Below are 12,407 nucleotides of genomic sequence, written 5' to 3'. Positions count from 1 at the left end.
ACGATAATCGGCTGTCTTCCTCGTGGGGGCGCGACCTGCGCCGACGACCGGTCAGCAGAGACGAGGGCGGGCGGGTAATGGGTACGGCAGTGCATGTTCCGCAGACACGGGACATGGTGGGCGAGGAGCTCTCGGCGGACGAGGCGTGGGCGGCGCTCAGGCGGTACGGCGGGCGGAAGCTCCTCGTCGACGCCTTCCTCCGCTTCCGGTACGCCGACGGTTTCAGCCATTCCCGTGCACTGGCATTCCAGGTCGCTCTCGCGATGGTGCCCTTCACCATCGCTCTGGTCGGTGTCGCGACAACTCTCCACACCGAGAGCGTCGGCCGGGTCGTCGAGCTCACCCTGACGCGTGTCGCACCCGGTGCCAGTTCCGGCCTGATCGAGGATGCTCTCGCGAAGGGGCGCCGCAGCGCGGACACGGATGCCGCGGGCGCGGTCGCCATGTGGGTGGGCCTCGGTTTCGCCGTGGTCAGCATGGTGTCGGCCATGGCGCAGATCGAGCGCGGCACCAATCGCATTTACGGAATCGAGCGCGACCGCCCCTTTGGCCACAAGTACGGCAGGAGCCTGCTCCTTTCGGTCGCGGCCGGGGCGCCCATGGCAATCGGCTTCCTCGTGCTGGTGGCCGGCGACACGGTCGCCGAGGCAGTCGTCGAATCGTTCGGCACCTCTTCCGGGCTGCCGGGATGGTGGCACTGGGTGCAGATACCCATCGGCGTCGCCATGGCATGGATCGCTTCGGCCGTGATCTTCCGCTGGGCGCCGCGGCGCACCCAACCGGGATACACATGGCTCGCGTTCGGCTCAGCGGCACATTTGGCTCTCTGGATCGCGGCGACGTGGCTGCTGGCCTTCTACGTGGAGCGCAGTGGGTCGTTCGGAGCCGTCTACGGTCCCCTGACAGCCTTCGTCGCGATGCTCCTCTGGGCGAACCTCACCGGCATCGCGCTGTTGCTCGGCGTGGCGTTCGCCGCTCAGCTCGAGGCCGCGCGAGCGGGCATCACCGATCCGGTTCATCCGGACCCCGGGCCAGGCTCCTGACAAACCGTCGTGTCTGTTACTGACCGCGCTCGACGGGCGCGTCCTGCTCCTCGAGCGGTGGTGTGATGGGCAGGCAGACCTCGAACCTCGTGTCACCGGGCCGTGAGTGCGCTCTGATGTCGCCGTGGTGCTTGTTGACCACGATCCGGTAGGAGATGTCGAGCCCCAGGCCGGTTCCCTCGCCGACCGGTTTGGTGGTGAAGAACGGTTCAAAGATCCGCGGGCGGATTTCGGGCGGGATGCCGCGTCCGGTGTCGCGCACCTCGACAACGATGCTGTCACCCTCGCGCCGGGACGCGAGGGTGAGGGTTCCGGTTCCGTCCATCGCTCCGAGCGCGTTGTCGATGAGATTCGTCCACACCTGGTTGAGCTCGGCGCCGTACGCCGGGATCGGCGGCACGCCGCGGTCGTAGTCCTTCACCACATTCACACCGGACGGGATCTTGGCCTGCAGCATCACCAGCGTGGCGTCGAGGAGTTCGTGGACGTCGACCGGCTGCTGGGCGGCGCGGTCGAGCTGCGAGTACTGGCGTGCCGCGTCGACGAGGCCCGAGATTCGGGTGACCGCGTCCTCGATCTCGCCCATCAGCAGCTCGGTGTCGATGGTGTAGGCGAGCCAGCGCACTGCCGCTTCCCGGTGCTCCTCCCCCACCGCGGCAGTGGCGTCGGACAGCCATGTCGCGTCGATGCCGCCGGCGACGAGCGTGGGCGCGATGTCCCAGCCCTGGCGGATGCCGTGGTCCTCGAGCCAGTCGGCGAGTTCGTCCTCGGCGTCGGATGCCTCGATGGCCGAGAGCGTACGGTCCGCGGTGGCGCGTGTGATGGCCGCGTCCTGCATGGCGACCAGTTGGTGCAGTTGGCTGCCGTCGAGGCGGCCGTCGGCGAGGAGGGCGAGCTTGTGGCGCATTCCTGTCACCCGGCTGCGCAAGGAGTCGGTGGCGCGCACGGCCGCTGCCGCGGGGTTGTTGAGTTCATGGGTGAGGCCCGCGGCCAGGGAGCCGAGCGCAACCAGACGCTCGCGTTCGGCGAGGATGGTGTTGGTGGCGCGGGTGCCGAAGAAGAGGCCCTCGAGCAGGTGCAGGGCCATGGGGAACCAAGTGCGGATGGCCTGGGCGAACTCGTCCGCGGGCAGGACGAACAGTTCGACGTCGGTGATGGCTCGCAGCGTGTTGGGGTAGGCCTGGTCCACCCGGTCTCCGAGATAGGCCTGCGTGGCGCCGGCGTAGACGCCGGTCTGGTCCGTGCGGCTGACCTCGATGTCGTCGCCGTGCAGACGGCGCAGGACGGCCACGGTGCCACCGAGCAGTACGAAAAAGCAGGTCGCGGGCTCGCCTTCGGAGTACACAGGAGCTCCGCCCTGCCGATTCTCGACCCGGCCACGCTCGGCGAGCCAGTCCAGCTGCGTGCTGTCGAGGGATTCGAAGAGGAACAACCCGCGCAGCTCGGCGGCGGTGAGCGTGGTGCGCTCGCTCTGAGCGTTCATTGCGCCTCCAGGTAGCGGTGTACCAAGGAGACGGCCATGGCGCCCTCCCCCACGGCGGAGGCCACACGTTTCACCGACTCGGCGCGTACGTCTCCGGCGGCGAAGACGCCGGGCACGCTGGTTTCGAGGTGGTACGGATCCCGGGACAGCGGCCACCCGGCGGGACGGGCCCCGTCGGCCAGCAGGTCGGGGCCGGTCAGGACAAATCCCCGCGCGTCGCGGCAGATGACGCCGTCCAGCCATTGTGTGGGTGGTTCGGCTCCGATGAAGACGAACAGGTGCGACGCGGGGACCGTGGTGAGGGCGTCCGTCCCGTTGTCACGCAGGATCAGGCGTTGCAGGCGTCTCTCGCCCTCGCTGCCCGCGACTTCGGTGTGCGCGTGGATCTCGATGTTGGCGACGGCCTCGATCTGCTGCACCAGGTAGTGGGACATGGACTGGGTCAGGCCGGATCCCCTGATCAGGAGATGGACTTGGCTCGCGTAGCGGGAGAAGTACACCGCGGCCTGGCCCGCGGAGTTCGCTCCGCCCACGATGTAGACGTCCTGGTCCTGGCAACTGGCCGCCTCGAAGGAAGCGGAGCCGTAGTAGACGCCCGCCCCGGTGAACTCCTCCAGTCCCGGACCGTCCAGCCGCCGGTAGGAGACCCCGGTGGCCAGCACGACGGTGTGGGCGCCGATCGATGTCCCGTCGCTGAACCGCAGCACGCGCCCCGCACCCGCGGCCTCCAGGGACACCACCTCACGTGCGGTGAGGATCTCGGCGCCGAAGCGCATGGCCTGGCGGCGGGCGCGGTCCGCCAGCTGGGCCCCCGACACTCCATCGGGAAACCCGAGATAGTTCTCGATCCGGCTGCTCTGGCCGGCCTGCCCACCCGTCGCGCTGCGTTCCACCAGTACAGTGCGCAGTCCCTCGGAAGCCGCGTAGACGGCGGCACCGAGCCCGGCGGGGCCCGCACCGATCACGACGACGTCATAGAAGGCGGCGGCGGGGGTGGTGGTCAGTCCCACGTGCGCGGCGAGTTCCGGTTCGCTCGGCGCCTGCATCGTCTTGCCGTCGGCAGTGATCACCAGCGGCACGTCGCCCGCGGTGAGCCCGGCCGCTTCCAGCAGCCTCATACCCTCTGGCTCGTCGGCCGCGAGCCAGCGATAGGGGACGAGGTTGCGGGCGAGGAACTCCCTTACGGCGAAGGACGGTGCCGACCAACGGTGGCCCACGATCCGCGTCTCGCCGGCTTCCTCATGGGGCGCTGCCGCCCACAGCTCCAGCAGCCCGTCCAGGACGGGGTAGAGGTTCTCCTCGGGCGGACTCCAGGGCTTGAGGAGGTAGTGATCGAGGTCCACGAGGTTGATGGCGTCGATGGCGGCGCCCGTGTCGGCGTAGGCGGTCAGGAGTACACGCCTGGCCAGAGGGAAGAGGTCCATGGCCGCCTCGAGGAACTGCACTCCGTTCATCGTCGGCATGCGGTAGTCGGCGATCATCACGGCAAGCGGCTCGCCCCGCAGCTTGACCTCCCGCAGAGCCTCCAGAGCTTCCGCACCGGAGGGCGCGCGGAGCACCCGATACCGCTCGCCGTACCGGCGCCGCAGGTCACGGGCGATGGCTCGGGACACGCCCGGATCGTCATCGACGGTCAGGATCGTCGGCTTCGCCATGCCCTCCATCTTGCTCTCCACCGAGCACGCACGCGATGAGGCACCGGAAGCAGCGGCCGTGGACCTGGTCGACAACCCGGAGCTGTCTACGCGTGGGCGAAGGGGCCGAGGGCGGGGACGGAGGCTGGGACGGAGGCTTCGGTCATGCCCGGAGCCTGCAGTTCGAACCAGACCGTCTTTCCTTGGCGAGCCGGTCGGACGCCACAGCGGTGCGACAGCTCATGGAGCAACTGCAAGCCTCGACCGGATTCGTCGTCAGCGCCGGCCGCCTCGAGACGGGGGACAGCCGGATGCGCGTCGGTGACTTCGCACCGCAGTGACGTGCCGCGGACAGTCACACTCAGCAGGATCGGGCCGGCTCCGTGGCGTACAGCGTTGGTAACCAGTTCGCTGACGAGCAGCTCGGCGGTTTCCGATTCCTCAAGGGGCTGTTCGACCAGGGTGTCGCGGGTGAAGCTCCGAGCGGCGGCCACGGAGGCGGGGTGGCGATCGAACCATTGAGATCTGTTCTCACCTCGGCAGGGCCTCGGAACCAGGCGGGTGAGGTGGGCCAGGACATGGGCCAGGCGGCCGATCAGCGGGCCATCCACTTCATTGGTCGTCATGCTGCTGCCGCCCTTTCGCGTTCCCGATGTCTTGGACATCTGTCTCCACAGAACGTCGGCGGCGACCAAGAGATCAACGCGTAAGCGCACCCATTAAGTGGAGGGAACGATGGGTAGCGCGGTGCGGTAGGCATACGGCGCTCTCGAGCAGTGGCCGGGCACGCACGTACGGTGATCACTGCCCCGTTGTGCGCTGACTACAGGCGGCGGGTTTCCAGGTTCATAACGCCATGTGATGAACAGGCGAGAGCTGCCTGAAGCGCTGACCGGGCCGCACCATGTCCCCGAACCGACAGTCAAGCGGATCCTGCTCAGCGGCAATTCCAGGCGGCACCCAGTCTGGACGGGCAGGTACGCTCCGCGATCGCCCAGATGATCCGGAGGGCGAACCTCCGATGCCAGGTGCGATCCCCGGGACAGGTGAGAGCTCCCCTGAACGAGCTGCCGACCTGCCCTCCGCCACATCGCACTAGCTGCGAAGAGACGGCGAGCCGAGTCGGCGACCCGCCCACCCGCCATCGGCAGCCGCCACGTCGCCTGCCGGAGGGTCGCAGCTGCCGTGCCCGAACCCGGACCACTCTCCCCCCGGAGGCATACCTTGCGCTCTTCGACCAGGACGCGGCGCCCACTCCCCGCGGCGTCCCTGATCCTCCTCTCCGCCCTGCTCGCTCTGCTTACCCTGGTCACCGTCCCCGCCAACCCCGCCCATGCATACAACGGGAGCACCTCCACCTGTGCGCTCCAGGGGACGACCGGCTACACCGATGAGGGCCAGCAAACCGACTACACCCGGTTCCAGAACCCGGTCGGCACAAAGCGCGTAGGCGTGATCTACGTGGACTTCCCCGACGCCGTCGGGACCAGCACGCCTCTCACCCCTTACTACAACCAGATTTCCGGCGCCGCCAACTGGCTGTGGAACGCCTCCAACGGCAAGACCTGGCTGGACCTGCAGGCCCCGTACGGCAACTGGGTGCGCATGCCGAAGAACTCCACCGACTACAACTGGCAACGCGGTTTCTCCTGGGCCACGCACCAGACCTATGTCAAAGACGCGCTCACAGGCGCCGCCAGTGCCGGCGTCAACCTCGCCAATTACGACACCTTCTACATCGTGCCGACCAGCACCGCTGCCGCGATCAGTCACTCCCCCACCTTCATCCAGGACCCCAACAACGTGACCTGGGTCTGGAACGGGCAGACGAACAGCTGGGTGACGATCCGCTGGACGGTGACCTTCGGTCAGGACCTGTGGACCTGGGGCTCCAAGGTCGCCGTCCATGAGACCGGCCACACCTTCGGCCTGCCCGACCTCTACGCCTTCAGCGGCACTCTGCACCAGTACGTCGGCGGTTGGGACATCATGGGCAAGGCCGACGGCCCGGCTCCGCAGTTCTTCGGCTGGCACGCGTGGAAGTTCGGCTGGATCACTGACAGCCAGGTCTCCTGCCTGTCCACTGAAAACACGTATGCCACCACCCTGAACGGGGTGGAGTACGGGGGGAACGGCTACAAGCTGGCGGTGATCAAGACCAGCGCCACCACGGCCTACGTCGCCGAGTCCCGCAAGGCCGCCAACAACGACTCCAACGCCTGCGCCACCGGCGTAGTCATCTACAAGGTCGACACCTCCATCACCACCGGCAACGGGCCGATCCGGATCGTGACGAACCCCGCCGCCGCCGCACCCACCGGGAACTGCACCACGCTGGACATGCAGACCTGGAAGCCAGGCCAGTCGTTCCAGGACGACACGGCCCGCATCAGGATCTACGTGAGCAGCTCCGACTCGTTCAACGACACCGTCTGGACCTACAAGTGGTGACCGCATAGCGCGGGATGTTTCTGGTCAACGGACGGTGTGGCCGGCGCGGCATGCGCCGGCCACACCGTCCTGGCGTGCGTCGCACATGCCCCCGCGGAGCAACCCCATAACGCCAAGTTATGGAGATACGGGGGCTGTCCGTAAGGACTGGTCGCGTTCAACCTTGTCCCCAATCTGTGAAATGTCACATGGCAAGGGCGACCGGACGGGCCCGACATCCGGCAGCCACCGCAAGGAAGGAATTGAGGAAATGGACAGACCCACCCGCAAGGTCCGGCGGCTCGCCGTCGCCCTGACCGTGCTCATCCCGCTGGCGGCAGCCACGCCAGTGGCGAGTGCGGTCTCCGAGGTCCCGACCACCACCCCCGCCGCCGACTGCGCCCTCCCCGGCAGGACCGGCTGGACCGACGAGGGCCACAACACCGACTACAACCAGTTCCAGCAGCCCCTCGGCACCAAGCGCGTCCTCATGCTGTTCGTCGACTTCCCCGACGCCCAGGCCACCGATTCCACCACCGGCTACTACAAGGAACTCGCCCCGGCGGCCGACTGGATGCAGAAGGCCTCCTACGGGCGGGTCAAGCTCGACATCACCCCGCTGAGCCGCTGGCTGCGGATGCCGCAGGAGTCCACCACCTACGGCTTCGACCGCGGGATCACCTTCGAACAGCACGAGTTGTACGTGCGTCAGGCTGTCCAGGCCGCGGATCCGCATGCCGACTTCTCCCGGTACGACATGGTCTACATCGTCCCGACCAAGGCCGCGCAGGCGGTCAAATTCTCCCCGACCTACCTGTACGACCCCGCCACCTCCGGCATCGTCGCCGACGGAAAGCGCGTCAAGTGGGGGGTGACGTTCGGACAGGACATGTGGCGCTGGGGCTTCAAGGTCGCCAACCACGAGACCAGCCACATCTTCGGGCTGCCCGACCTGTATGCCTTCACCGGAACCGACTACCACCGCTACGTCCGCGGCTGGGACCTCATGGGCAACATCGCCGGGCCCGCGCCGCAGCACGTCGGCTGGGAGCGCTGGAAGCTCGGCTGGATCCGCGACGAACAGGTCAACTGCCTGTCCGCGGCCGGCAGCCACGACGTCCACCTGAAGGCCGTCGAGAAGCCCGGCGGAACCAAGATCGCGGTGATCCGCACGGGCGAGACCACCGCGTACGTCGCCGAGTCCCGCAAGGCCGTCGGCGGCGATGCCAAGGCCTGTTCCACCGGCGTGCTCATCTACAAGGTCGACTCGTCCACCCAGACGGGCGACGGTCCGATCCAGGTCGTCAACGGCAACCCCGAGGCCACACCGCCGTCGGGCTGCGCGCCGCTGGACATGGCCGCGTTCCGACCTGGACAGTCCTTCACCGATCCCACCACCGGAGTCCGGATCGACGTCAAGCGCAGCAGCGCTCTCCACGACGACATATCGATCACCAAGCAGTAGGGCGTGCTGCCGCGGTGGAGGGCGACCATGCTGTCTTCGGTCACCCTCCACCGCGGCGGCATCCGGCTCAGTCCAGCAGCCGCACCGAGCGCGGATGGCGTTCGCGCCACCGTGCGTATGCCGGAGTGGCGGCGCAGGTGGCCAGATAGCCCTTGCCGACCCTGCGGAAGATCTCGTCGCCGTGTGCGGCGAGCGGGCCGTCGCGACGCCAGGCAAGCACATGGCGGTACCAGATCGGATTCCCGGCGAGAGGGCGGACCGCGACGCCGGGCACCGCGATGAACGTGGCCTGGCAGAGGCTGACGGCCAGGCCCCGCCGTACGAGCTCGATCAGCTGCCGTCCCTCCGCCTCGTAGGGCGTTTTCGGCTGACGGTCCGCCAGGGCGAAGACGGACGCCCAGTACTCCCGGGTGCGGTCGGTGTCGGGGTGGGGCACGGCCCAGTCCTCCTCGACGAGTTGGTTCAAGCCCACCTCTTCCCGCGCTGCCAGCGGGTGGGCGGACGGGAGCAGGGCGAAGACGGGCTCGGTGGCCAGTGGGCGCAGCACGACCTCATCGCGTGGCGAGAGCTCCTGGCCGGGGTTGTCACCGAGGACCGCCGCCTCCAGGCGTCCCGCCGCGAGGTCGTCGAGCAGCGGCGACGGGGAGTACTGGCATCGGACCGTCACCTCCGATCGGGGCGTCAACTCCCTTACCACCACGATGAGATCGGCAAGCAACGGGGCGCCCACCGATCCGAGGCGGACGCGGTCGGTTGTCGTTCGGCAGCGTGCGGCGCGAGCGGTGTCGGCCAGCAGGTCGTCGATGCCCGGCAGGATGGCACGTGCTCGCGTGAGCACCAGCTCGCCGAACGTTGTGGGGACGACCCCGGCCTTTCCGCGGTCGAAGATCGCCCCGCCCAGCATGGTCTCGAGGCGCCGCAGCTGGGCACTGAGCCCTGGCTGGGTCATGCGCAGCGACGCAGCGGCGCGGGTGAGACTCCCGGCCTCCGCGATCGAGCAGATCACTCGCAAATGCCGTACCTCGAGATCCATGGCGCGGATGTTATGAACCGGCGGGAGCTCCCGAACAGAGGAGGGACTCCCCCAGTCTTATGTGAAATGTCACATGTAATTCATGGAGACGTCCGATGCGAGCGCGAGGACCCTGCGCCCGGGCCGAAGCGAGGGTCCTCTTGATCAACGAGGCCGTGATCATCCGACGGTCGTCCCTTTCTCGCTTCGCGGGAGCGGGACTAGCGTGGTGAGTACGAGGTTGCGGGTGTGACGCGGGATGTGACGGGCAGCCGCCCGGCCCGTGGCCGCCCAGAACGGCTGGGTGCGTCATGATGGTGAGTCTCGATCCCAGCCCCCGCGCGGCGGGCGGCGGAGGTTTCGCCTTTGTGGGCCGTCGACAGGAGTCCGGCCTGCTGCTGGGCGCGCTGCAACATCCACCCGCAGTTGTGCTGATCGAGGGAGAGGCCGGGGTCGGCAAGTCCCGCCTGGTCAGCGAGGTGACCGCGGACCTGGTCGGCAAGGGCGGGCGGGTCCTGTACGGGTGCTGCCACCCGCTGCGCGAACCCTTTCCCTATGGGCCGGTCATCGACGCCCTGCGCCAGGCGGGCCCCTACCTGCCGCCGGCCCCCGAGATGTCCCCGCCGGCCGGCGTCCTTGCGCCGCTGCTGCCGGAGCTGACCGACCACTTGCCTCCCGCCCCCGCCGACGTACAGGAGACCGGGGCCGAGCGCTACCAGCTGGTTCGGGCGGTGCGCACGGTCCTGGAGGCCTGCGGCACTGCGATCCTGGTCATCGAGGATCTGCACTGGGTGGACGAAGCCACCCGCGAGCTGCTGCTGCTCCTGGCCCGCGACCTGCCACCGCGCCTGGGCCTGGTGCTCACCTACCGGCAGGAAGAGCTGCCGCCGCGCGCGCCCGTCCTGGGCGCGGCCTATCGCCGCCCTCCGGGCACCAGCGGCGCGGAGATCCACCTGGCTCCGCTGACCAAATCCGACATCCATGACCTGACCGCCGCCGCCCTGGGCCCGCGCGCCACTCACTCACTGGGCCGCATCCTGTTCGAGCGCAGTGCGGGCTTGCCCTTGGTGGTCGAGGAGGACCTGATCACCTTGAGTGAACAGGGACATCGGGGACACCTGAGCGTTGAGGTGGTCGATCCGGTGACCAGGCTCGGCCAGGCGGTGGTGCCTCGGGGACTGCGGGAGGCGGTCACCACACGGGTGCAAGGCCTGGCGGCGCAGGCGGTGGCGGTGGTGGAGGCCGCCGCGGTGCTGGCGGTGCCCACCGCCGAACCGGTGCTGACTCAGGTCGCCGATCTCGATCCCGAACAGGGCATGGAGGCCTTGATGGAGGTACTGGGCGCCGCGGTGCTGCGCGAGAACCAGCCGATGCAGTACGGGTTCCGCCACGCTCTCGCCCAGCAGGCCGTCTACCAGACCATCCCGGGTCCGCAGCGTCGCCGCCTGCATGAGCGGTCGATCGCGGCCCTGCGCGCGTTGGACGGCCCCCCGCTGGTGCAGATCGCCCATCACTTCCGTGCCCTGGGCGACCGGGAGGGCTGGCTGACACAGGCCGAGGCGGCCGCCGCTCAGGCACTCGCGCTGGGTGACCAGGGCACCGCCGCCGCCCTTCTGCACACCATCCTCGCCGAACCCGGACTGGATGAGGATGTGCGTACCCGCGTAGCGCTGGCCCTCAGCCGCACCGCCACCTACAGCGTCGAGTACACGGCGTCGGTGGCGGTCCTGCAGCGAATCCTGTCCGACCCTCAGCTGCCGGCCACCACCCGCGGTGAGATCCGCGTCGGACTCGGCCTCATCCTCACCAGTCAGGCCGGCGACCCGGCAGGCATCCGGGAGCTGGAAAGTGCCATCGAGGAGCTGAGCGACCAGCGGCCCGAGACCGCCGCGCACGCGATGAGTCATCTGGCCCTGTGGGCGACGTTCAGAGGGCGGCCCGGCGCGGAAGCACTGGCCTGGATCGAGCGCGCCGAGCGCGCTGTGCAGGCAAGTCCCGATGAGGCGGCACGGGCCACGGTGCACGCCAACAAGATCGCGGTGCTGGCCCAGCTCGGGCATCCGGAGGTGTGGGAGCTGGTCGACCGCCTGCCCCGGGAAGGCAGAGACCTGGCCGTTCTGAGGCAGACCGCCAGGGCGCTGTACAACGCGGCCGATGCCGCGCTGGATCTCGGCCACGACGATCGGGTGGGCACGCTGCTCGAACAGAGCCGGGACCTCGCCCACCGCACCGGTGCGCCGCATCTTGACGTCACCTGCCGCATACTGCGCCAGGAACTCGCCTGGTACTCGGGCGCCTGGAGCGATCTGGAGGCCGCCTACGCGTCCTTGTTCGCTCAGATCCCGGACATCCAGATGCTGGAGATCGAGGGATCGCTGGTTCTCGGGGCGCTCGCCGAGGCCCGCGGACAGTGGAGCCAGGCGCTGAAGAGGTACACCACCGCGCGGGAGGCGAGTGACTACGCGGTCTGGAGCGCCGATGCGGCCGCCGGTATCGGCCGGGTCAGGCTTGCCCAGGGAGAGCCCGAGGCAGCGTGGGTGATCAGCGCCCCGGCGACAGACAGCCTGCGGCACAACGGGCCCTGGCTCAGAGCTTCATCCGTGGTTCCGGTCGCCGTCGAAGCCGCTCTGGCCACCGGGCGGCCCGACTCGGCCACGCAGCTGACCAGGGAGTTCGAGCGCGCAGTCGAAGGCCGGGACGCGCCGGCCGGCATCGCCCACCTTCACCTCTGCCTCGGACTGCTGCTGCGCGACGACGACCCGGCCCGGTCTCGCGACCACTTCGACCGTGCTCGTGCCACCTTCCAGGGCATCGGCCGCCCCTACCCCGCGGCCCAGGCCGCCGAACACGCCGCCCGCACCCTGATCCCCACCACGCCCCACCGTGCCGCGCAGGACCTGACCGAGATCGACGAGATCTACCGGCGCCTTGGCGCCACCTTCGACGCAGCCCGCTGCCAGCGCACTCTGCGCGACCTCGGCGAAGCCCGCCCCCCGGTCGGACGCCGCGGCTACGGCGAGCAGCTCTCCCCCCGCGAACAGGAAGTCGCCGGCCTCCTCGCCACCGGCGCCACCAACCGCGACATCGCCCAGGCCCTCTTCCTCTCCCCCCGCACCGCAGAACACCATGTGGCCAGCGTCCTCAAGAAACTCGGGGTCACCAGTCGCCACGCGGTCCGCGACGCCCTGACCACCAACAACCCATAAGTCGCCGCTGTACTACCCAGCGTTCCATTTCGCGGGCGGTACTCCCTACCCAGCCATCCCCGGTACGGGCTGCCATCGGTGACCGGACCGTGTTCGTCCGGCCATGGACTCGGCCGCCCGCTCTCTGTCTCCTG

The 12,407-nt window shown here is 68.9% G+C and carries 8 protein-coding genes; 4 read left to right on the top strand and 4 right to left on the bottom strand.

Annotation, left to right across the window (positions count from 1 at the left end):
- Window positions 1-77 precede the first annotated feature (77 nt).
- On the top strand, window positions 78-1,043 hold the full coding sequence (locus ACQEVG_RS34705) for a YihY/virulence factor BrkB family protein (RefSeq protein WP_432991330.1): 966 nt from the start codon (window positions 78-80) through the stop codon (window positions 1,041-1,043).
- Between the two features lie 16 nt (window positions 1,044-1,059).
- On the opposite strand, the gene ACQEVG_RS34700 is transcribed toward ACQEVG_RS34705, so the two are convergent.
- The 3 genes from ACQEVG_RS34700 to ACQEVG_RS34690 all read right to left on the bottom strand — a co-directional run bounded on the left by ACQEVG_RS34700 (window position 1,060) and on the right by ACQEVG_RS34690 (window position 4,825).
- Window positions 1,060-2,526: an ATP-binding protein gene (locus ACQEVG_RS34700; protein WP_432991328.1), complete on the bottom strand. Its 1,467-nt coding sequence runs from the start codon at window positions 2,524-2,526 to the stop codon at window positions 1,060-1,062.
- Window positions 2,523-4,181 carry an FAD-dependent oxidoreductase gene (locus ACQEVG_RS34695; protein WP_432991326.1) on the bottom strand — a complete coding sequence of 553 codons (1,659 nt, stop codon included), beginning with the start codon at window positions 4,179-4,181 and terminating at the stop codon, window positions 2,523-2,525. The genes ACQEVG_RS34700 and ACQEVG_RS34695 overlap by 4 nt, the downstream gene beginning before the upstream one ends.
- A gap of 86 nt (window positions 4,182-4,267) precedes the next feature.
- Complete coding sequence (locus ACQEVG_RS34690) at window positions 4,268-4,825, bottom strand: ATP-binding protein (protein ID WP_432991324.1); 558 nt, start codon at window positions 4,823-4,825, stop codon at window positions 4,268-4,270.
- 559 nt (window positions 4,826-5,384) lie between these two features.
- Here ACQEVG_RS34690 and ACQEVG_RS34685 point away from each other — a divergent pair.
- A complete protein-coding gene (locus ACQEVG_RS34685; protein ID WP_432991322.1) occupies window positions 5,385-6,611 on the top strand; it encodes a M6 family metalloprotease domain-containing protein in 1,227 nt (408 codons plus the stop codon).
- Between the two features lie 250 nt (window positions 6,612-6,861).
- Window positions 6,862-8,055, top strand: a complete 1,194-nt coding sequence (locus ACQEVG_RS34680; RefSeq protein WP_432991320.1) for a M6 family metalloprotease domain-containing protein — start codon at window positions 6,862-6,864, stop codon at window positions 8,053-8,055.
- A gap of 67 nt (window positions 8,056-8,122) precedes the next feature.
- On the opposite strand, the gene ACQEVG_RS34675 is transcribed toward ACQEVG_RS34680, so the two are convergent.
- Window positions 8,123-9,088 (bottom strand): LysR family transcriptional regulator, encoded by a 966-nt coding sequence (locus ACQEVG_RS34675; RefSeq protein WP_432991318.1) that lies wholly within the window; start codon window positions 9,086-9,088, stop codon window positions 8,123-8,125.
- A gap of 290 nt (window positions 9,089-9,378) precedes the next feature.
- On the opposite strand from ACQEVG_RS34675, the gene ACQEVG_RS34670 reads away from it, so the two are divergent.
- The gene (locus ACQEVG_RS34670; protein ID WP_432991316.1) at window positions 9,379-12,273 is read left to right on the top strand and encodes a helix-turn-helix transcriptional regulator; all 2,895 of its coding nucleotides are present in this window, start codon (window positions 9,379-9,381) and stop codon (window positions 12,271-12,273) included.
- The last annotated feature ends 134 nt before the right edge of the window (window positions 12,274-12,407 follow it).

It is taken from the genome of Streptomyces sp. CA-135486, from assembly GCF_050936555.1.
In the GTDB taxonomy this organism is placed as follows: Bacteria; Actinomycetota; Actinomycetes; order Streptomycetales; family Streptomycetaceae; genus Streptomyces.
The sequence above is the reverse complement of the archived record's forward strand: the minus strand, read 5'-3'. Positions and strand labels throughout refer to the sequence as shown.

What these genes read in the sequence shown, in the direction of transcription:
- ACQEVG_RS34705 (WP_432991330.1), top strand. Translation starts at nt 78, where the DNA reads ATGGGTACGGCAGTGCATGTTCCGCAGACACGGGACATGGTGGGCGAG.
- ACQEVG_RS34675 (WP_432991318.1), bottom strand. Translation starts at nt 9,088, where the DNA reads ATGGATCTCGAGGTACGGCATTTGCGAGTGATCTGCTCGATCGCGGAG.
- ACQEVG_RS34690 (WP_432991324.1), bottom strand. Translation starts at nt 4,825, where the DNA reads ATGTCCAAGACATCGGGAACGCGAAAGGGCGGCAGCAGCATGACGACC.
- ACQEVG_RS34700 (WP_432991328.1), bottom strand. Translation starts at nt 2,526, where the DNA reads ATGAACGCTCAGAGCGAGCGCACCACGCTCACCGCCGCCGAGCTGCGC.
- ACQEVG_RS34680 (WP_432991320.1), top strand. Translation starts at nt 6,862, where the DNA reads ATGGACAGACCCACCCGCAAGGTCCGGCGGCTCGCCGTCGCCCTGACC.
- ACQEVG_RS34695 (WP_432991326.1), bottom strand. Translation starts at nt 4,181, where the DNA reads ATGGCGAAGCCGACGATCCTGACCGTCGATGACGATCCGGGCGTGTCC.
- ACQEVG_RS34670 (WP_432991316.1), top strand. Translation starts at nt 9,379, where the DNA reads ATGATGGTGAGTCTCGATCCCAGCCCCCGCGCGGCGGGCGGCGGAGGT.